17 protein-coding genes are annotated in these 19,531 nt (G+C 65.1%); 8 read left to right on the top strand and 9 right to left on the bottom strand.

Annotated elements, in window-relative coordinates; all coding sequences use genetic code 11:
- Window positions 1-240 (top strand): transposase (locus JQ573_RS19670; protein WP_212314275.1); only part of this gene is annotated, 240 nt, incomplete at its 5' end.
- A gap of 52 nt (window positions 241-292) precedes the next feature.
- Here JQ573_RS19670 and JQ573_RS19665 read toward each other — a convergent pair.
- Together JQ573_RS19665 and JQ573_RS19660 are read right to left on the bottom strand one after the other, a co-directional pair.
- The gene (locus tag JQ573_RS19665) at window positions 293-1,153 is read right to left on the bottom strand and encodes a prephenate dehydratase (RefSeq protein ID WP_212314273.1); all 861 of its coding nucleotides are present in this window, start codon (window positions 1,151-1,153) and stop codon (window positions 293-295) included.
- Between the two features lie 21 nt (window positions 1,154-1,174).
- Window positions 1,175-1,915, bottom strand: a complete 741-nt coding sequence (locus JQ573_RS19660) for a 3-deoxy-manno-octulosonate cytidylyltransferase (protein WP_212314271.1) — start codon at window positions 1,913-1,915, stop codon at window positions 1,175-1,177.
- Between the two features lie 198 nt (window positions 1,916-2,113).
- Here JQ573_RS19660 and JQ573_RS19655 point away from each other — a divergent pair, with 198 nt between their 5' ends.
- From JQ573_RS19655 to JQ573_RS19630, 6 genes are all read left to right on the top strand, one after another.
- On the top strand, window positions 2,114-2,662 hold the full coding sequence (locus JQ573_RS19655; RefSeq protein WP_092119076.1) for a cytochrome c family protein: 549 nt from the start codon (window positions 2,114-2,116) through the stop codon (window positions 2,660-2,662).
- Window positions 2,663-2,877: 215 nt separating this feature from the next.
- Window positions 2,878-4,782 carry an extracellular solute-binding protein gene (locus JQ573_RS19650; RefSeq protein WP_212314269.1) on the top strand — a complete coding sequence of 635 codons (1,905 nt, stop codon included), beginning with the start codon at window positions 2,878-2,880 and terminating at the stop codon, window positions 4,780-4,782.
- Window positions 4,783-4,798: 16 nt separating this feature from the next.
- Window positions 4,799-6,670 (top strand): extracellular solute-binding protein, encoded by a 1,872-nt coding sequence (locus JQ573_RS19645; protein WP_212314267.1) that lies wholly within the window; start codon window positions 4,799-4,801, stop codon window positions 6,668-6,670.
- Window positions 6,671-7,780: a microcin C ABC transporter permease YejB gene (locus tag JQ573_RS19640; protein WP_212314265.1), complete on the top strand. Its 1,110-nt coding sequence runs from the start codon at window positions 6,671-6,673 to the stop codon at window positions 7,778-7,780.
- A complete protein-coding gene (locus tag JQ573_RS19635; protein WP_212314263.1) occupies window positions 7,780-8,964 on the top strand; it encodes an ABC transporter permease in 1,185 nt (394 codons plus the stop codon). Before JQ573_RS19640 ends, JQ573_RS19635 begins: the two co-directional genes overlap by 1 nt.
- 3 nt (window positions 8,965-8,967) lie before the next feature.
- Window positions 8,968-10,593: an ABC transporter ATP-binding protein gene (locus tag JQ573_RS19630; RefSeq protein WP_212314261.1), complete on the top strand. Its 1,626-nt coding sequence runs from the start codon at window positions 8,968-8,970 to the stop codon at window positions 10,591-10,593.
- Between the two features lie 115 nt (window positions 10,594-10,708).
- Here JQ573_RS19630 and JQ573_RS19625 read toward each other — a convergent pair whose 3' ends face one another.
- Entirely contained in the window at window positions 10,709-11,551 is an 843-nt protein-coding gene (locus tag JQ573_RS19625) for a C40 family peptidase (RefSeq protein WP_212314259.1), read from the bottom strand.
- Window positions 11,544-12,923 carry a M17 family metallopeptidase gene (locus tag JQ573_RS19620; RefSeq protein WP_212314258.1) on the bottom strand — a complete coding sequence of 460 codons (1,380 nt, stop codon included), beginning with the start codon at window positions 12,921-12,923 and terminating at the stop codon, window positions 11,544-11,546. The genes JQ573_RS19625 and JQ573_RS19620 overlap by 8 nt, the downstream gene beginning before the upstream one ends.
- Window positions 12,924-13,129: 206 nt before the next feature.
- Here JQ573_RS19620 and JQ573_RS19615 point away from each other — a divergent pair, with 206 nt between their 5' ends.
- Window positions 13,130-13,927 carry a tetratricopeptide repeat protein gene (locus JQ573_RS19615; protein ID WP_212314257.1) on the top strand — a complete coding sequence of 266 codons (798 nt, stop codon included), beginning with the start codon at window positions 13,130-13,132 and terminating at the stop codon, window positions 13,925-13,927.
- A gap of 120 nt (window positions 13,928-14,047) precedes the next feature.
- On the opposite strand, the gene JQ573_RS19610 is transcribed toward JQ573_RS19615, so the two are convergent.
- Genes JQ573_RS19610 through JQ573_RS19590 form a run of 5 tightly spaced genes read right to left on the bottom strand, consistent with a single transcriptional unit; the run spans window position 14,048 to window position 19,526 of the window.
- A complete protein-coding gene (locus tag JQ573_RS19610; RefSeq protein ID WP_212314256.1) occupies window positions 14,048-15,022 on the bottom strand; it encodes a type II secretion system F family protein in 975 nt (324 codons plus the stop codon).
- Window positions 15,023-15,031: 9 nt separating this feature from the next.
- Window positions 15,032-16,009 (bottom strand): type II secretion system F family protein, encoded by a 978-nt coding sequence (locus JQ573_RS19605; RefSeq protein ID WP_212314255.1) that lies wholly within the window; start codon window positions 16,007-16,009, stop codon window positions 15,032-15,034.
- An 11-nt stretch (window positions 16,010-16,020) separates the two neighbouring features.
- On the bottom strand, window positions 16,021-17,484 hold the full coding sequence (locus JQ573_RS19600; protein WP_212314254.1) for a CpaF family protein: 1,464 nt from the start codon (window positions 17,482-17,484) through the stop codon (window positions 16,021-16,023).
- Window positions 17,485-17,508: 24 nt separating this feature from the next.
- Window positions 17,509-18,777 carry an AAA family ATPase gene (locus tag JQ573_RS19595; protein WP_176528876.1) on the bottom strand — a complete coding sequence of 423 codons (1,269 nt, stop codon included), beginning with the start codon at window positions 18,775-18,777 and terminating at the stop codon, window positions 17,509-17,511.
- The gene (locus JQ573_RS19590) at window positions 18,774-19,526 is read right to left on the bottom strand and encodes a CpaD family pilus assembly protein (RefSeq protein WP_212314253.1); all 753 of its coding nucleotides are present in this window, start codon (window positions 19,524-19,526) and stop codon (window positions 18,774-18,776) included. Before JQ573_RS19590 ends, JQ573_RS19595 begins: the two co-directional genes overlap by 4 nt.
- Window positions 19,527-19,531: the final 5 nt, after the last annotated feature.

Here is a 19,531-nt window from a genome sequence, read left to right as displayed (position 1 = left end):
GGCGCCTTCCGCGGCAAGCGCAAGATTGCGGGCGGCCGAAAGCGCGTTCGTGACGCCCTTTATATGGCGGCCCTCAACGCAGTCCGCAGAGCCGATCCGTTCAAGGCCTTCTATGCACGACTGCGACAGGCCGGAAAACCAGCCAAACTCGCCCTCATCGCCGTCGCCAGGAAGCTGCTGACCGTCCTCAATGCCATGATGCGAAACCGAAAGCCGTACCTGCAGACCAAACCAACATAACAGTTGCCGGCTTTCGCCGGGACGACGTGTGGAAAGATTGCGCTCGCCTGACTCAGTCCTGCGTTTCGCTGAAGGTCGCGCGGAACGGATGGCCGGGATAGACGCCGACGATGCGGAATTCGCGCGAGAAGAATTTCAATTCCTCCAGCGCGAAGGCGAGTCCACGGTCGTCAGGATGACCGTCGACATCGGCATAGAATTGCGTGGCGAAGAAATTGCCGTCGACCATGTAGCTTTCGAGCTTGGTCATGTTGACGCCGTTGGTGGCGAAGCCGCCCATCGCCTTGTAGAGCGCGGCGGGCAAATTGCGCACCCGGAACACAAAACTGGTGACCAGCGGCCCGGAGCCCTGCGCGGCCCATTTGGCCTCGCGCGCCAGCACCACGAAACGGGTGGTGTTGTGGGCCTCGTCCTCGATGTCCTCGGCGAGAATGTCGAGGCCATAAATATCGGCGGCGAGGCGCGAGGCAATCGCCGCCACGCTCTTGTCGCCGCGCTCGGAAATATCGCGGGCGCTGCCGGCGGTGTCGCCGGCGACGATTGGCCGGACGCCGAGCTTGCGGATGATGCGCCGGCACTGGCCGAGCGCATGGACGTGGCTCTCCACGCTCTTGATGTCGGCGAGCCTGGTGCCCTTCACCGCCATCAGCTGGTGGCGGATCGGCAAGAACCATTCGCCGACGATGAACAGGCCCGAGGCGGGCAGCAGATGATGGATGTCGGCGACGCGGCCGGCGACCGAATTCTCGATCGGGATCATGCCGAGATCGGCCTCGCCCGAGGAAATCGCGGCCAGCGCATCCTCGAAGGTCGGGCAAGGCATCGGCTCGGCGTCGGGATAGGCCTCGGCGATCGCGATATGGGAATTGGCGCCAGGCTCACCCTGGAACGCGATTTTCAGCTTCTTGGTCATGGGTGGCCTTTTAGCAGCGGCTTAGGCTTTTGCCAGTATCCGCCGGGCGGTTTCGAGGTCGGCCGGAGTGTCGACGCCGCGGGGCACGGTGTCGACGATGGTGATGTCGATCCGCATCCCCGCCTCCAGCGCGCGCAGCTGCTCGAGCTTCTCCTGCTGCTCCAGCGGCGAGGGCGGCAGCCGCACGAACCGCTCCAAGGCGGCACGGCGGTAGGCATAGAGGCCGATATGGTGGTAGCGCGGTCCGTCACCATAAGGTGCCGTGGCGCGGGTGAAATAGAGCGCGCGCAGCCGGTTAGGGCCAATCGGCGAGCCGACCGCCTTGACGACGCTGGGGGCCCGATCCTCCTCCTCGGTATGGATGCGCGAGGCCAGCGTCGAGATGTCGACGGTGGGGTCGGCGAGCGGCGGCATCACGCTGCGGATCGTTTCAGGGGTGATGGTCGGGAAATCGCCCTGCAGATTGACCACGATCTCGGCAGCACCGTCCGGGTCGAGGATCGTCATCGCTTCATGGATCCTGTCCGAGCCGGAGGGATGGTCCGGGCGGGTCATCACCACCTCGCCGCCCGCAGCCTTCACTGCGGCTGCGATCTCGGGCGCGTCGGTTGCGACTGCGACCCGGCCGATCCCGGCCGCCTCGGCCCGTCGCAGCACATGGACGATCATCGGCGCGCCCGCGATATCGAGCAGCGGTTTGCCGGGGAGGCGCGTGGCGGCCATGCGGGCCGGAATCAGCACCAAGGTACGGGGTTGGGTCATTCGTGTCGGGGCCCGTCCGGCCTGCGGAAATTGGCGGGGAGGAGGTTGAATTCGGCGCGTTTATACGGGTTGCCAGAGCGCGGGCAAACCGATATCTCAACCCTGCTTGGGGCGGTGCGATAAGGCCGATTCCCAGGTCTTTCCCCGCGGCCGTATTCCGGCCTGAAGTCGACATTCAAGGCCCGGAGCCTGACCGAAATGGACTCCTTCGAACTCAACAAAATCCTCGGTGCGGTTCTCGGCACCTGCATCGTCGTCCTGGTGATGAGCTTTGCCGCCAGCGCGAAATTCGCGCCGAAGCTGCCGGAGAAGCCGGGTTTTGAGATCGCGGTGAAGGAAGAGTCCCATGGCGGTGGTGGCGAGGCCGCTGCGGCCGCCTCCGAGCCGATCGAGAAGCTGCTGCAGACGGCTTCCGCCGAGAAGGGCGCAGCCGCCGCCAAGAAGTGCCAGGCCTGCCATACCTTCGAGAAGGGCGGCCCCAACCGCGTCGGTCCGAACCTGTTCGGCATCGTCGGCGAGAAGAAGGGCGAGGGCCGTGGCTTCAATTTCTCGGCCGCGATGAAGGGCAAGGGCGGCGACTGGTCCTTCGACGACCTGAACAAGTTCCTGACCAACCCGAAGGGCTTCGTCCCCGGCACCGCGATGGGCTTCGCCGGCGTGCCGAAGGACAGCGAGCGCGCCGACATCATCGCCTATCTGAATTCGAACTCGGAGCACCCGGCTCCGCTCCCGACCGCTTCGAAGTAACGACTTGCTTCGCGCAAGCAGGCGAATGAAACGGCCAGGCACTGCCTGGCCGTTTTCGCATGGGGAATCCGCTGTCGCGGGGTTGTTATCGGGACGTTTCGCCGCACCGATATTGTTCCCGGGCCAATATCATGAGGAAAAAGCAACGTAATTTGTCGAACCGTTGCCTTATATTGGGTCCCATGTAACCGGGGCCGCAAGCAGGAAGACCGAATTTGGCGATCACCCGACGACACCTCCTTCAAGGCAGCGCACTGGCGGCACTCGCTCCGGCGCTCGGACTGAACTCCGGCCTGTCGGCGATCACGCCGGCACTCGCCGACGATGCCCCCAACGGGCTGAAATGGCGCCACGGCCTGTCCACCTACGGCGAAATCAAGTACCCGGCCGACTTCAAGCGTTACGATTACGTCAAGCCGGACGCGCCGAAGGGCGGCGTGGTTCGGCTGTTCCAGCCCGGCACCTATGACAGCTTCAACCTGGTCGTTGCGGGATTGAAGGGCACGGTCGCCGCGGCGGTCACCCGCATATACGACTCGCTGATGGAAGCCTCGCTCGACGAGCCCGATACCTATTACGGCGAGCTCGCCGAAGGCGCGGCCTTCCCCGACGATTTCTCTTACGTGATCTACCGCCTCCGTCCCGGGTCGCGTTGGCACGACGGCAAGCCGGTCACGCCTGAAGACGTGATCTTCTCCTTCGAGGCGCTGAAGGCGAACAGCCCGATGTTCAGCGCTTACTACCGGCATATCGCAAAGGCCGAGAAGATCGGCGATCGCGATGTCAAGTTCACCTTCGACAGCCCGGGCAACCGCGAGCTGCCGATGATCACCGGTCAGCTCGTCATCCTGCCCAAGCATTGGTGGGAGGGCACCGACGCGCAGGGCAAGAAGCGTGACATCACCGCGAGCACGCTGGAGCCGCCGCTTGGGTCGGGCCCCTACAAGATCAAGGAATTCGTTGCCGGACGATCGGTCGTGCTCGAGCGCGTCAAGGATTACTGGGGCAAGGACATTCCGATCGCGATCGGGCAGAACAATTTCGACGAGCTGCGCTACGAGTATTTCCGCGACGACACCGTCGCGCGCGAGGCGCTGAAGGCCGACCAGTTCGATTGGTACAACGAGCGCAGCGCCAAGGAATGGGCGTCGGCCTACGACGTTCCGCCGGTGCGCGAGAACCGGCTGCTCAAGGAGCTCTTCACCGTCCGCAATCAGGGCCGGATGCAGGGCTGGGTGTTCAACCTGAGGCGCCCGAAATTCGCGGACCCCAGGCTGCGCCGGGCCTTCAACTACGCGTTCGATTTCGAAGAGATGAACCGCGTGCTCTCGACCGGCGAGTACCATCGCGATTCAAGCTATTTCGACGGCATCCCCGATCTGATGGCGACCGGCCTGCCGGAAGGCAAGGAGCTCGAGCTGCTGGAGACGCTGCGTGACAAGGTGCCGCCGGAAGTCTTCACCACGCCCTACACGAACCCGGTCGGCGGCACACCGGAGAACGTCCGCGCCAATCTGCGCGAGGCGACGCGGCTGCTGAAGGAAGCCGGCTTCGAGATCCGCGATCGCAAGCTGGTCGATTCCTCGGGCCAGCCGTTTACGGTCGAGATCCTCGGCAACAGCGGCGATTCCGGCATGGAGCGGATCACGCTGTTCTACAAGCCGAGCCTGGAGCGCCTCGGCATCACCGTCAATCTGCGCGCCGTCGACACCGTGCAGTATCAGAACCGGGTACGCGATTTCGATTTCGAGATGGTCACCCAGGTGTGGGGCCAGTCGATCTCGCCCGGCAACGAACAGCGCGATAATTTCGGCTCGCAGGCCGCCGACCGGGCGGGCTCGAACAATCTTCCCGGCATCAAGAATCCGGCCGTCGATGCCATCATCGAGCGCATCATCTTCGCCAACAGCCGCGCCGATCAGATCGCCGCCGCCAAGGCGCTGGACCGGGTTCTACTCTGGAACTTCTATTGCGTTCCACACTTCAACTACGACAAGCAGCGCTATGTCTATTGGGATCGCTTCAGCCATCCCGATCCGCTGCCGAAATACGCGGTTTCAGGTTTCCCAAATCTTTGGTGGTACGACGCCGACAAGGCAGCCAAGCTCAAGCGTTCATAAGCTCAAGGATCCGCGCATGGCGCTATTCTCCCGTCGGCACGCACTCGGTCTCGGCATCGGCGCGTTGAGTGCTGCAGGCCTGCGGACTGCACCGGCAGTGGCCGACAACGGAGCCGAAATGCACGGCATGTCGGTGTTCGGCGACCTGAAATATCCCGCGGATTTCCAGATCTTCGACTACGTCAATCCGAAGGCGCCGAAGGGCGGCGCCTTCTCGGTGATTCCGTGGGTGCGCGCCTACAACCAGTCCTACTACACCTTCAACTCGCTAAACGCCTACGTCCTGAAGGGCGAGGGCGCGCAGGGCATGGACATGACGTTCGCGGCGCTGATGTCGCGCGCCAATGACGAGCCCGACGCGATGTACGGCTTTGCCGCGAAGTCGGTGCAGATCTCGCCCGACAAGCTGACCTACCGCTTCACCTTGCGCCCCGAAGCGCGCTTCCATGACGGCTCGAAGCTGACCGCGCAGGACGTCGCCTTCTCACTCAACACGCTGAAGGAAAAGGGGCACCCGCTGATCCAGGTGCAGCTCCGCGACTTCGTCAAGGCCGAGGCGCCCGATGACGCGACCGTGGTGGTGACCTTCGCGGCGGGTCGCGCACGCGACGTACCGCTCTATGTCGCGAGCCTGCCGATCTTCTCCAAGGCCTATTACGCGACGCGATCGTTCGAGGAATCGACACTCGATGCGCCGCTCGGCTCGGGGCCGTACAAGGTTGGCCGGTTCGAGGTCAACCGCTACGTCGAATACGACCGCGTCAAGGACTGGTGGGGCGCCGATCTTCCGGTCAATCGCGGCAGCTACAATTTCGACACCGTGCGCTACGAATTCTATCGCGACCGCGATGTGGCATTCGAGGGCTTTACCTCAAAGAGCTATCTGTTCCGCGAGGAGTTCACCGCGCGGGTCTGGGCGACGCGCTACGATTTTCCCGCGGTCAAGGACGGCCGGGTCAAGCGCGAGACGCTGCCCGACGACACGCCGTCCGGCGCGCAGGGCTGGTTCATCAACATGCGCCGCGACAAGTTCAAGGATTCTCGCGTACGCGAGGCGCTGATCTGCGCCTTCGACTTCGAGTGGACCAACAAGACCATCATGTACGATGCCTATGCGCGCACCGTCTCACCGTTCCAGAACTCGGACATGGTGGCGGAAGGTCCTCCCTCGCCGGAGGAGCTTGCGTTGCTCGAGCCGTTCCGCGGCCAGGTGCCGGACGAGGTGTTCGGTTTGCCGTTCGTGCCGCCGATGTCCGACGGCTCCGGTCAGGACCGTGCGCTGCTGCGCAAGGCGGTGCAGCTGCTCAACGAGGCCGGCTGTGTGGTCAAGGACGGCAAGCGCGTGCTGCCGAACGGCACGCCCATTACCATCGAATTCCTCAACGACGAGCCCTCGCTGCAACCGCACCACGGGCCATACATCAAGAATCTCGGCACGCTCGGCATCGATGCGACGTTCCGCCTGGTCGACGCGGTGCAGTACCGCGCCCGGGTGGAAGACTTCGACTTCGACATGACCATGCAGCGCTTCAGCTTCTCGGCGACGCCCGGCGACAGCATGCGGCCGTTCTTCTCCTCGCAGGCTGCGAAGACCAAGGGCTCCTACAATCTCGCAGGCATATCCAATCCCGCGATCGACGTGTTGATCGAGAAGATCATCAGCGCCAACAGCCGCCATGAGCTGACGATCGCCTGCCGCGCCTTCGACCGGGTGTTTCGCGCCGGCCGTTACTGGGTGCCGCAATGGTACCGCAACACGCATCCGATCGCCTACTGGGATCAGTTCGGCCATACCGAGAAGCTCGCCAAGTATACCCAGGGCGTCGGTGCGCCGGAGAATTGGTGGTACGACGCGGCCAAGGCCGCGAAGCTCGAGCAGGCGAAGTAGATGAGCGCCTATATCGCCCGACGTATCTTCCTGATGCTGCCGACACTGCTCGGCATCCTGTTCGTCTCCTTCGTGGTCGTGCAGTTTGCTCCCGGCGGTCCGGTCGAACGCGTCATCGCGCAGATCAACGGCGCCGACACCGGCGGCACCTCGCGCGTCTCGGGTGGCGGCGGCGATTTCGGCGCGCAGCGCGGCCAGGGCGCGGGGGCGGCCGGCGCCGTCAACTCGAAATATCGCGGCGCGCAGGGGCTCGATCCTGATTTCATCAAGAAACTCGAGGTGCAGTTCGGCTTCGACAAGCCGGCGCCGGAGCGGTTCGCGCTGATGGTCTGGAATTTCGCGCGGTTCGATTTCGGCGAGAGCTATTTCCGCAGTGTCAGCGTGCTCCAGCTGATCAAGGAGAAGCTGCCGGTCTCGATGTCGCTCGGCATCTGGATGACGCTGCTGACCTATCTGATCTCGATCCCGCTCGGCATCCGCAAGGCGGTGAAGGACGGGTCGCGGTTCGATACCTGGACCTCGGCCGTGATCATCGTCGGCTTTGCGATCCCGGGTTTCCTTTTCGCGATCCTTTTGATCGTGCTGTTCGCCGGCGGCTCGTTCCTCAACATCTTTCCGCTGCGCGGCCTCACCTCGGACGGCTGGTCGCAATTCCCCTGGTACTGGAAGATCATCGACTATTTCTGGCACCTGACGCTGCCGCTGGTGTCAATGGCGCTCGGCGCCTTCGCCACCATGACGCTGCTGACAAAGAACTCGTTCCTCGACGAGATCCGCAAGCAATATGTGATGACCGCGCGGGCCAAGGGCTGCAGCGAGCACCAGGTGCTGTACGGCCACATCTTCCGCAACGCCATGCTGATCGTGATTGCGGGCTTCCCGGGCGCGTTCATCCACGCCTTCTTCTCGGGCTCGCTGCTGATCGAGACCATCTTCTCGCTCGACGGGCTCGGCCTGCTCGGCTTCGAGAGCGTCCTGAACCGCGACTATCCGGTGGTGTTCGGAACGCTGTTCATCTTCTCGCTGGTCGGACTGGTGGTCAATCTGATCTCAGATCTTGCCTATATGTGGATCGATCCGCGGATCGACTTCGAGGCGCGGGAGGTCTGATGACGATGCTCGCGCCCCAACCGGTCGAGACCACGACGCAATCGCCGATGGGCGAGGCGGTGCCCGCCACCCGCCGCGGTTTTTCGCCGTCGCCGCTGAACAAGCGGCGCTGGCAGAACTTCAAGGCGAACCGTCGCGGCTACTGGTCGTTCTGGATCTTCCTCATCCTGTTCGTGGCGTCGCTGTTCGCCAATTTCATTGCCAACGACAAGCCGCTGGTCGTCAGATATGACGGCCGTCTCTACTGGCCGGTCGTATTCACCTACGCCGAGACGACTTTCGGCGGCGACTTCGAGACCGCGGCCGACTATCGCGATCCCTATCTGCAGAAGCAGATCGCCGCCAAGGGCGGCAGCATGATCTGGCCGCCGATCCGCTATTCCTACGACAGCCGCAACCTCGATCCGCCGACGGCGGTGCCGTCGAAGCCGACCTGGCTCCTGACCGAAAAGCAGTGCGCGGACGTGGTGAAGCGGAAGGGCCTGACCGGCTGCCGCGACCTCGAATACAACTGGCTCGGCACCGACGATCAGGGCCGCGACGTCGTCGCGCGGCTGATCTACGGCTTCCGCATCTCGGTCTTGTTCGGCCTGACGCTGACCATCCTGTCCTCGATCATCGGCGTTGCCGCCGGCGGCGTGCAGGGCTATTTCGGCGGCTGGATCGATCTCGGCTTCCAGCGCTTCATCGAGATCTGGACCGCGATCCCCTCGCTCTATCTGCTGCTGATCATCTCGGCGGTGCTGCCGCCGGGCTTCTTCATCCTGCTCGGCATCCTCCTGCTGTTCTCCTGGGTCTCGCTGGTCGGCCTGGTCCGGGCCGAATTCCTGCGCGGCCGCAACTTCGAATACATCCAGGCGGCGCGTGCGCTCGGCGTCTCCAACCGCGTGATCATGTTCCGCCATTTGCTGCCGAACGCGATGGTCGCGACCATGACGTTCCTGCCCTTCATCGTCTCGTCCTCGGTGATGACGCTGACGGCGCTGGATTTCCTCGGCTTCGGCTTGCCGCCCGGTTCACCCTCGCTTGGTGAATTGCTGTCGCAGGGCAAGGCCAATGTGCAGGCGCCGTGGCTCGGCCTCACCGGCTTCTTCTCCGTCGCGATCATGCTGTCTCTCCTGATCTTCATCGGCGAAGCCGCGCGCGACGCCTTCGATCCGCGCAAGACGTTCTCGAAGGGCTGACGCATGGACGCGACCAACCAGCCCCTGCTCGACGTCAGCGACCTCTCCGTCGCCTTCGGCCGCTCGCTTGCGGTCGATCGCGTCTCTTTCTCGATCAAGCGCGGCGAATGCACGGCGCTGGTCGGCGAGTCCGGCTCGGGAAAATCGGTCAGCGCGCTGTCGGTATTGAGGCTGCTGCCCTATCCGGCGGCGTCACATCCCTCCGGGGCGATCCGTTTCAAGGGCCGCGATCTCCTGGGATCGTCGGAACGCGAGATGCGCGGGATTCGTGGCAACGACATCTCGATCATCTTCCAGGAGCCGATGACCTCGCTCAATCCGCTCCACACCATCGAATCCCAGATCGGCGAGATCCTGTCGCTGCACAGCGGCATCAGCGGTGCGGCGGCGCGGGCGCGGACGCTGGAGTTGCTGGGCCAGGTCGGCATCCCCGAGCCGGAGACGCGGCTCAAGAGCTATCCGCATCAACTGTCCGGCGGCCAGCGCCAGCGCGTGATGATTGCGATGGCACTTGCCAACGAACCCGATCTCTTGATCGCGGACGAGCCGACCACCGCGCTCGACGTCACCGTGCAGGCGCAGATCCTGGCCTTGCTGGCCGAGATCCGCGCGCGGCTTGGCATGAGCCTGTTGTTTATCACCCACGATCTCGGCATCGTCCGCCGCATCGCCGACACCGTCTGCGTGATGAACAACGGCAAGATCGTCGAACAGGGCCCGGTCGAGCAGGTCTTCACCGCGCCGAAGCATGCCTATACGAAGGCGCTGCTGGCGGCCGAGCCGAAGCCCGACCCGGCGCCGCCGCAGCCGGATGCGCCGGTCGTGATGTCGGCGGACAATCTCAAGGTCTGGTTTCCGATCAAGCGCGGGCTGATGCGCTCGACCGTCGGCCACATCAAGGCCGTCGATGGCGTCAGCCTTGCGGTGCGCAAGGGCGAGACGCTCGGCGTCGTCGGCGAATCCGGCTCCGGCAAGACCACGCTCGGGCTGGCACTGCTCCGGCTGATTTCGTCCGATGGCCCGATCGTGTTCCTCGGCAAGGACATCCAGGGCCTGCGCTTCAAGCAGATGCTGCCGTTCCGCCGCGACATGCAGATCGTGTTCCAGGACCCGTTCGGCTCGCTCAGCCCGCGGATGTCGGTCGCCGACATCATCGCCGAGGGGCTCGAGGTGCACCAGAAACAGCTGTCGCGTGAGGAGCGCGAGGCGCGGGTGATCAAGGCTTTGAAAGATGTCGGGCTCGATCCGGACTGGCGCTTCCGCTATCCGCACGAATTCTCCGGCGGCCAGCGCCAGCGCATCTCGATCGCGCGCGCAGTCGTGCTGGAGCCGAACTTCGTCGTGCTGGACGAACCGACCAGTGCGCTCGACATGCTGCTCCAGGCCCAGATGGTCGATCTTCTGCGCGACTTGCAGCGCAAGCGCGACCTGACCTACATGTTCATCTCGCACGATCTGCGCGTGGTGGCCTCGCTCGCGAGCCATCTGATCGTGATGAAATCCGGCAAGGTCGAGGAGGAGGGGCCGGCCTCCGAGCTGTTCAAGAATCCGAAGAGCGACTACACCCGCGCGCTGTTCGCCGCCGCGTTCCGCATCGAAGCGGCCGGCGAGGGGACGGTGGCGACGTAGCCATTGCGCGTCATTCGGGTGCGCGCGAAGCGCGAGCCCGGAATCCATCGATCCGCACGTTCGGTGGATGAACGGATTCCGGGTTCGACGCTGCGCGTCGCCCGAAATGACAGGCTCAAAGCCGCTTAATTACCAGGACGTCGCTGCCGGCGGCCTTGATCCGCGCGATGGCGGCATGCGTGCTCTCCACCACCGTTGCCATGTGATGCGCGTTGGCGTGCACGATCGTCGTCGCATCGCGCACGATGGCGACATGGCCCTTCCAGAAGATCAGGTCGCCGCGCTGCAGATGTCTCGATTCCGCGGTCGTCAATTCGCGGCCGAGCCCGTCCTGCTGCATGTCGCTGTCGCGCGGGCAGCCGGTGCCGGCGGCGGTCAGCGCGATCTGGACCAGGCCGGAGCAATCGATGCCGAGGCTCGACTTGCCGCCCCAGAGATAGGGCGTGCCGACGAACTGCTCGGCGATTGCGACGAAATCCTGCGCCATCGTGTCGAGAGAGGCGAGATGCTGGCGTGGCAAATGCCAGCCCTCGCGGGTCACCGCGAAGGGACCGTCCTCGCGGGTGATTGCGAGCCTGGTCCCCATCGCCAGCGCCTCGACCGGCGGCAGCTTGATCGACGGTCCCGGAAACGCCAGCGTGCGCAGCGCCGTCACCTTGTGCGACGGCGCTGCGCCGGGCACCGTCAGCGCCGCCTCGGCAATCCAGCCGACATAGCCGTCATCGGCAAGCTGGCCCCAGGCCCAGCCTTCGCCGTTGCGGTCGTACACCGTGACGCATTCACCCCTGAGTGCCTGCGTCATCTGTTCGGCATCGGCCGCCGGCGCCCGCCGCAGCGGCGCGATGGCATCCCCGACCTCAAGCGTCTCGCCGTCGGCGAAGCGCGCCGCCTTCACCTTGCCCTCGAGATATTTTGCCGCGACGTCCTCGCGGGCCGGCGTCAGTCTGACATCATGCATAGCGCTGGCTCAGCAGTTTGTAGATCGCGCGCGCAGCCTGGCATTCGCCGCCTTCGGGGCGGCCGGGCTTCGCCGACGGTGTCCAGCCATAGATGTCGACATGCAGCCAGCTCCTGGCATGCTCGACGAAGCGCTGCAGGAACAGCGCGCAGGTGATCGAGCCGGCGAAACCGCCCGACGGCGCGTTGGTGATGTCGGCGGTCTTGGAGTCGAGCCAGGCATCGTAGGCCGGCCACAGCGGCATCCGCCACAACGGATCGTTCTCGCTCCTTGCAAACGCAGCAACGTCGCCGGCGAGCGCCTCGTCATTGGTGTAGAACGGCGGCAGATCCGGGCCGAGCGCCACGCGCGCGGCGCCGGTCAGCGTGCCGAGATCGACCAGCAGGTCCGGCGTCTCCTCGTCGGCCAGCGTCAGCGCATCGGCGAGCACCAGCCGCCCCTCGGCATCGGTGTTGCCGATCTCGACGGTGATGCCCTTGCGCGACTTGAAGATGTCGAGCGGACGGAACGCATTGCCGGCAACCGCGTTCTCGACCGCCGGGATCAGCACGCGCAGCCGCACCTTCAGCTTCGCGTCCATCACCATCTGCGCCAGCGCCAGCACGTTGGCGGCGCCGCCCATATCCTTCTTCATGATCAGCATGCCGCTCGACGGCTTGAGGTCGAGCCCGCCGGTGTCGAAGCAGACGCCTTTGCCGACCAGCGTCACCTTTGGATGCGCCGGATCGCCCCAGCTCAGATCGATCAGCCGCGGTGCGCGGGTCGACGCCATGCCGACGGCGTGGATCAGCGGGAAGTTCTGCGCGAGCTCGTCGCCATCGATGCAATTGAAGGCGGCGCCGAATCGCGTTGCGAGGTCGCGCGCCGCCTCGGCGAGCTCGGCCGGGCCCATGTCGTTGGATGGCGTGTTGATGAGGTCGCGCGCCAGCGCCGCGGCATCCGCCATCCGCGCGATCTCGGCCGTGTCGACGCCATCGGGCGGCACCAGGCGGACCTCGGGGGTCTTGTTCTTGCGATAGCGGCCGAAGCGGTAGCAGCCGAGCGCGAAGGCGAGCGTCGCAAGCCGCGTGTCATGCGGCGCATTGGCAAAGCGGTAGACGCCCGGCGGCAGCAGGCCGGGCAGGGCGCCGGCACGGAACGGATCGCGCGCCTTGTGGTCTGCATCCTCGAGGCCGAACAGCACCTGCGCGATGCCGCCATCAGCTGCCGGCAGCGCGAGCGCCTTGCCCGGCTTGGCCGCAAAGTCATTGGCCTCCGCGAACTGGCGCGCCGGCGCCGGCAACTCGCTGCGGATCGCATCCCATGTCGCCTTGCTGACGAAGGTGATCGGCGTGACGGCGGTCGTGGAGGCGGTCTCGAACACGGATGGCATGCGGCTCTCGGCTGTTCTGGCGTCGTTGCTGGTGACTAACACGCCTTTCGCGGTGGATGGTAGCGCGCCCGCGGTTGATGCGACCTGCGGGATTGGAACCGGCGCGCCGGTCGCCGGTGCCGCAGTTAACCAGACGTTAGGGTTAACAGTCTATTGCTGGCACGCTCGGCTCGATCCATTTGCCCGATTTTGTGAGTCACAGTGCCATGCGTCGACAGTCCATTTTGACCCGGCATCTTAGTTCCGCAGCCCTCGTGGCGGTCCTCGCCGCCGGGCTTGGCGGTTGCCAGACCATGTCAGACGTCACCGGATCGATCGCGTCCCGGTCCGATCCGGTGCCAGACGATCCGCGCCGCAATCTCGAGGTTTATGGCGAGCGCTACCGCAAGAATCCCAAGGATGTCGACGCCGCCATCGCTTACGGGCAGGCGCTGCGCATGACCGGACAGCGTTCGCAGGCCTGCGCCGTGCTGGAGCAGGCCACACTCGCCAGCCCCGGCAGCAAGCCGCTGCTCGCCGCCTATGGCCGCGCGCTCGCCGACAACGGTAATTCGCAGGCCGCATTCGACGTGCTGAGCCGCGCGCACAGTCCGGACAATCCGGACTGGCGGATCCTGTCGGTGCAGGGCACCACGCTCGACAAGTTGAACCGGCACGAGGAAGCGCGGCGCTACTACGCCAGTGCGCTTCGACTGGCCCCCGACGAGCCGTCGGTGCTGTCCAATCTCGGCCTGTCCTACATGCTGACCAAGGAATTGCCGAAGGCGGAGCAGACGCTGCGCCAGGCCTATGCCAGCGCCCGCGCCGACACCCGCATCCGGCAGAACCTTGCGCTCGTCGTCGGCCTGCAGGGCCGCTTCGCGGAGGCCGAGACCATCGTCAAGGCCGACCTGCCGGCCGATGAGGCGGCGGCCAACGTCGCCTATCTGCGCGACATGCTGAACCGCAAGGACGGTCCGCGGATTTCATCGCGCGCCGCACCTGTCGTCGCCAAGGACGATTAACGCTCGTTTATGGCGTCTGACAGCGAAGCGCTCGGCTTCGCTGTCCATATCTGCCCTAACGCGCACAAAAAGAAACGCCCGGCGTTTGCCGGGCGTCTTGGTAATGCGCTGCGGCGCGGCTCAATGCATCGTGGCGATCTTGATGTAGGACGGCCCGAGGATCACGATGAACAGGCAGGGCAGGAAGAACAGGATCATCGGCACGGTCAGCTTGGGCGGCAGCGCCGCCGCCTTCTTCTCGGCCTCGTTCATGCGCATGTCGCGATTTTCCTGCGCCATCACGCGCAGGCTCTGGCCGAGCGGCGTGCCGTAGCGTTCGGATTGCTGCAAGGCCATGCACACCGACTTCACGCCTTCGAGCCCGGTGCGGCGCGCCAGGTTCTCGTAGGCGGACTTGCGGTCCTGCAAATAGGACAGTTCCGCGGTCGTCAGCGCGAACTCCTCCGACAGCGCGATCGACTGCCCGGCGATCTCGTTGGCCACCTTCCGGAACGCGACCTCGACCGACATGCCCGACTCGATGCAGATCAGCAGCAGGTCGAGCGAATCCGGGAAAGCGCGCTTGATCTGGAGCTGGCGCTTGGAGATCGCGTTCTTCAGGAACAACATCGGCGCCTGCAGGCCGGCATAGGCCGCGCCGACGCAAATGCCGATCTTGAGCGTGAGCGACCAGTTCGCGCCCGCGATGAAGAACGTATAGACGATGGCGCCGAGCAGCAGCACGATCGGCGTCACCGCGCGGGCGAACAGGAAAGTGACGTAGGGGGCGTGGCCGCGATAGCCGGCCATCACGAGCTTATCGAGCGCCGCTTCCTGGGCGAGCCATTTCGTGAGGTTGAGATCATCCACCACCCGGGAGACCACCTGCTTCGGGGTCTGCCGCAGCGCCACCTTCTCGGTCTTGGCGAGACGCTCGCGCTCACGCTGCCGGAGACGCTCGCGCTCGCTGGCGACGGCCTTCATGCGCTTGTTGAGGTCGCCGCCGGCGAGCAGCGGCATCACCAGCGTGTAGACCGTCGCGCTTGCCGCGACGAAGGCAAGCAGCATGGTCATGAACCTGACGTCGTGGAGCTTGGCGACCAGAATATCAATCATGCTGCACCGTCAGAAATCGAAGTTGATCATCTTCTTCATCACCAGCACGCCCATCGACATCCAGACGACGCAGGCAACCAGCATGAGCTGGCCCATCGAGTTCGTCCACAGCAGGGCGATGTAGTCCGGCGTCGTGAGGAACACGAGGATCATCACGATCGGCGGCAGCGAGCCGATGATGGCGGCGGAAGCTTTCGCTTCCATCGACATCGCCTGGATCTTCTCGGCCATCTTCTTGCGGTCGCGCAGCACCCGCGACAGGTTGCCGAGCGCTTCCGACAGATTGCCGCCGGACTTCTGCTGGATCGCAATCACGATGCCGAAGAAGTTCGCTTCCGGCAGCGGCATGCGTTCGTAGAGCCGGGCGCAGGCCTCGCCGAGCGGCATGCCGATCGCCTGGGTCTCGATGATCGCAAGGAACTCGCTGCGCAGCGGCTCCGATGCGTCGTTGACGACCGCCTTGAGCGATTCGAACAGCGGCAGGCCGGCCTTGATGCCGCGCACGATGACGTCGACGGCGTCGGGCAGCGCTTTCAAAAAGGCTTTTTCCCGCCGCTTCTTCAAGAAGCCGAGCAGCCAGCGCGGCAGGCCGAGACCCATGGCAAAGCCGATGCCGGCCGCGCCGAGCAGGCCTCCGCCGACCATGAATGCCGCGCCGAACCCGAACAGGCCGAGGGCACCGGAGATCATCCAGAATTTCTGCTCGGACCACTCCAGTCCGGCCTGCGAGATGCGCACGCCGAGCGGGACTTTCTTGTCCTTTTGCCGACGCGCCTCGAGCTCCTTGAGCGATCCTTCGACCTGCTCGCGGCGGGAGCGCTGCGTGCGGTCCGTATTTCGAGTCGTCGACGGTTCGCTGCGCGCCACCGATGCGCGGCGCGACTCGGCCTTCTTTTCCCCCGAGAGGTAGGGATAGAGGAAGACCCAGGCGATGCCGCCCACGGTGGTGGCGGCGAGGAAGGCCAGGGCAAGGGTTTGCGTCTGCATCCTGCGTTCCCCTAGACCGGCGCCGGCGAGTCGGAGGCATCCAGCGCCGCCGCAAGCCGCTTCTCTTCATTGTAGTAGCGCGCACGCTCCCAGAAGCGCGGCCGGCCGATGCCGGTCGAGCGGTGCTTGCCGATGATCTTGCCGTTGGCATCTTCCCCGACCACGTCGTAGAGGAAGATATCCTGGGTGATGATAGTGTCGCCTTCCATGCCCATCACCTCGGTGATGTGGGTGATGCGGCGCGAACCGTCGCGCAGGCGCGCGGCCTGCACGATGATGTCGACCGAGGCGCAGATCATCTCGCGAATGGTGCGCGAGGGAAGCGAGAAGCCGCCCATGGTGATCATCGATTCGCAGCGCGACAGCGCTTCGCGAGGATTGTTGGCGTGCAGCGTGCCCATCGAGCCGTCATGGCCGGTGTTCATCGCCTGCAACAGATCGAACGCTTCGGGTCCGCGGACTTCGCCGACGATGATGCGCTCGGGGCGCATACGCAGGCAGTTGCGGACCAGTTCACGCATCGTGACCTGGCCCTCGCCCTCGATGTTCGGCGGCCGGGTTTCCAGCCGCACCACGTGCGGCTGCTGCAGCTGAAGTTCGGCGGCGTCTTCGCAGGTGATGATGCGCTCGTCGTGCTCGATATAGTTGGTCAGGCAGTTCAGCAGCGTGGTCTTGCCCGAGCCGGTGCCACCCGAGATGATCACGTTGCAGCGGACACGGCCGATGATCTGCAGGATGGTCGCCCCGTCCGGCGTGATCGCGCCGAACTTGACGAGCTGCTCCAGCGTCAGCTTGTCCTTCTTGAATTTACGAATGGTGAGCGCGGGCCCGTCGATCGCCAGCGGCGGCACGATGGCGTTGACGCGCGAGCCGTCGGCGAGGCGGGCGTCGCAGATCGGCGAGGATTCGTCGACGCGCCGGCCGACCTGGCTGACGATGCGCTGGCAGATGTTGAGCAGCTGCTGGTTGTCGCGAAAGCGGATGCCGGTGCGCTGGATCTTGCCGGCGACTTCGATGAACACGGTGCCGGCGCCGTTGACCATGATGTCGGCGATGTCGTCGCGCGACAATAGCGGCTCCAGCGGTCCGTAGCCGAGCACGTCGTTGCAGATGTCGTCGAGCAGCTCTTCCTGCTCGGCGATCGACATCACGATGTTCTTGATCGCGATGATCTCGTTGACGATGTCGCGGATTTCCTCGCGCGCCGACTCGCTGTCCAGCTTGGCGAGCTGGGCAAGGTCGATCGCCTCGATCAGGGCGCCGAAGATCGTCGCCTTGACCTGGTAGTAGTTGTCCGAGCGGCGGGCTTCGACGGCGGGAGCGGGCGGTGGCTTGGCAGGGGCCAGCGGCGGCGACGATATCGTCGGGGCGGCGGACTCGCGCGCCATCGGCGACGAGCCGGCAGGCTCCGGCGTCTGAAAGGCGGGCTTGGGTGCCCGCATATCCCCATCGTTTCCGCTACGCTTACCAAACACGACGTCTTGACTCCACGCGGACCACTATTTGGACCGCAGCTTTTCGAGCAGGGGCGACAGGAAGGACCCCCTCGGCTTCTTGGTCTCGCCGCGGCCTGTCAGCCGCTGCGCCATCTGCAGAAACATCTCGACTGCGCGGTGATTGGCCGAGATTTCCGCGATCATCTGGCCGTTGTTGGCGGCCGAACCGAAGATCTGCGGATCGAACGGGATGGCGGCGATCGGCGGGCTTTCGATCGCCTTGGCGAATTCGCCCGCCGCGATCTCCGGCCGCTTCGGCACGCCGACCTGGTTCAGGCAGTACAGCGGCGCGCGGTCGTTCGGCCGCGACGCCTTCAAGAGGTCGAACATGTTCTTGGCGTTGCGCAGGTTGGCGAGGTCGGGCGCCGCCACGATCAGGATGTCGTCGGCCGCGATCAGCGCGCGCTTGGTCCAGCCGGACCATTGGTGCGGCACGTCGAGCACGATGCAGGGCATCGTGGTGCGCAGCGTGTCGAAGATCGCATCGAACGCTTCGGCGCCGAAATCGTAGACCTTGTCGAGCGTGGCCGGCGCCGCCAGCAGGCTCAGATGGTCGGTGCATTTCGACAGCAGGCGGTCGACGAAGGCGGTATCGACGCGGTCCGGCGAAAACACCGCATCCGCGATGCCTTGCGCCGGGTCCTGGTTGTAGTTGAGGCCGGCGGTGCCGAATGCAAGGTCGAGATCGGCCACGACGGAATCCAGCGCCAGATCGCGGGCGATCGCCCAAGCGATATTGTGGGCGATCGTCGAGGCGCCGACGCCGCCCTTCGCGCCGACGACGGCGACGACGCGGCCGACTGCCTTGGCTTCCGGCGCCGAGAACAGGTTGCAGACCGCGCGCACCACGTCGATCGCATGAGCCGGCGCAATCACGTAGTCGCTGACGCCGCGGCGCACCAGCTCGCGATACAGCGTGACGTCGTTGACCCGGCCGATCACGACCACCCGCGTGCCGGCGTCGCACACCGTGGCGAGCTGGTCGAGCCCCGCCAGGATGTCGCTGCGGCCCTCGGTCTCGAGAATGATGACATTAGGCGTCGGCGCCGAGCGATAGGCCTCGATGGCAGCCGCCATGCCGCCCATCTGGATCTTGAGGTGGGCCTTGGCCAGCCGGCGATCCTCGCCCGCCGACTGTACGGCGGCAGCGGTCTCGACCGTCTCGCAGAACGCCTGGACCGAGACCCGCGGCGCCGGAGCAATATGGTCGTCCACGGCCTGCGGCGGGGCGTCCGTCTGCTCTTCGGAGTTTTGCTGCGCGTAGGTGATCATTTTCCTGTGTCGCTTAGCTTGGCCCTGTCGGACTCGGGATACGTCGTGGCGGTGGTGGTGCCCTTGCGATATTTGTCGAAGGCGATATTGCGGCGCGACGTGTAGGCAGGGGTCTCCGCGCGCGGCTGCACGAGGTCAGTCGGGTCTTCGACCATGGCTGCGAGGTTGCGCTGATTGGCGCAGCCGAAATTGTAGTATTGCTTGTTCTGGATGTAGGAACCGTTATGCATCGACGGGCCGAGATCTTCCGGCCAGATGCCGCACGGCCCGGCCTCCGCCTTCATCTTTGGATAGTTCACACGGATCGCAGGCATGAGGCGCGGATTCTCGGGATGGTATTTGCGCACGAGGATCCCGCGCGGCGGCACGCCGGCGGCGGCGAAGGTCGCCTGGATCTCGCGCAACGATTCCTGCGCGGGCCGGGCGTTCGGCGTGTCGGCGGGAACGTCGATGGTGACGGCGCCGGTGCCCTCGCGCATCCAGTCCTGCGCCATCCCCATCACCTCGGCGCGCTGCTCCGCGGTCAGGCCGCCGCGGCTGCGGCCGACGAAGACCACGATCGAGCGATCGGCCTCGGTCACGGCGATCGGGTGACGCTGGCGATAGTCGGCCGGCGAGTCCACCATCGCGAAACTGTTGTCGGCAGCGTGCTGGCAGGCGCCGAGCGTCATGGCAAGGCCGACGAGCACTCCGGCGAGACCGGCGGTGCGCTTGTAATCGGCGGATGTTCTGGGTGTGGTCTGTGTCATCGTCC

Origin of the sequence: Bradyrhizobium sp. AUGA SZCCT0105 (assembly GCF_018129565.1) — a bacterium.
Lineage (GTDB): Bacteria > Pseudomonadota > Alphaproteobacteria > Rhizobiales > Xanthobacteraceae > Bradyrhizobium.
Note: the sequence above shows the minus strand (reverse complement) of the source record. Positions and strands in the feature narration are given on the sequence as shown.

Coding starts and splice junctions, on each gene's coding strand:
- JQ573_RS19660 (WP_212314271.1), bottom strand. CDS start 1,915: ATGACCCAACCCCGTACCTTGGTGCTGATTCCGGCCCGCATGGCCGCC.
- JQ573_RS19590 (WP_212314253.1), bottom strand. CDS start 19,526: ATGACACAGACCACACCCAGAACATCCGCCGATTACAAGCGCACCGCC.
- JQ573_RS19645 (WP_212314267.1), top strand. CDS start 4,799: ATGGCGCTATTCTCCCGTCGGCACGCACTCGGTCTCGGCATCGGCGCG.
- JQ573_RS19655 (WP_092119076.1), top strand. CDS start 2,114: ATGGACTCCTTCGAACTCAACAAAATCCTCGGTGCGGTTCTCGGCACC.
- JQ573_RS19630 (WP_212314261.1), top strand. CDS start 8,968: ATGGACGCGACCAACCAGCCCCTGCTCGACGTCAGCGACCTCTCCGTC.
- JQ573_RS19635 (WP_212314263.1), top strand. CDS start 7,780: ATGACGATGCTCGCGCCCCAACCGGTCGAGACCACGACGCAATCGCCG.
- JQ573_RS19610 (WP_212314256.1), bottom strand. CDS start 15,022: ATGATTGATATTCTGGTCGCCAAGCTCCACGACGTCAGGTTCATGACC.
- JQ573_RS19615 (WP_212314257.1), top strand. CDS start 13,130: ATGCGTCGACAGTCCATTTTGACCCGGCATCTTAGTTCCGCAGCCCTC.
- JQ573_RS19665 (WP_212314273.1), bottom strand. CDS start 1,153: ATGACCAAGAAGCTGAAAATCGCGTTCCAGGGTGAGCCTGGCGCCAAT.
- JQ573_RS19620 (WP_212314258.1), bottom strand. CDS start 12,923: ATGCCATCCGTGTTCGAGACCGCCTCCACGACCGCCGTCACGCCGATC.
- JQ573_RS19605 (WP_212314255.1), bottom strand. CDS start 16,009: ATGCAGACGCAAACCCTTGCCCTGGCCTTCCTCGCCGCCACCACCGTG.
- JQ573_RS19595 (WP_176528876.1), bottom strand. CDS start 18,777: ATGATCACCTACGCGCAGCAAAACTCCGAAGAGCAGACGGACGCCCCG.
- JQ573_RS19640 (WP_212314265.1), top strand. CDS start 6,671: ATGAGCGCCTATATCGCCCGACGTATCTTCCTGATGCTGCCGACACTG.
- JQ573_RS19625 (WP_212314259.1), bottom strand. CDS start 11,551: ATGCATGATGTCAGACTGACGCCGGCCCGCGAGGACGTCGCGGCAAAA.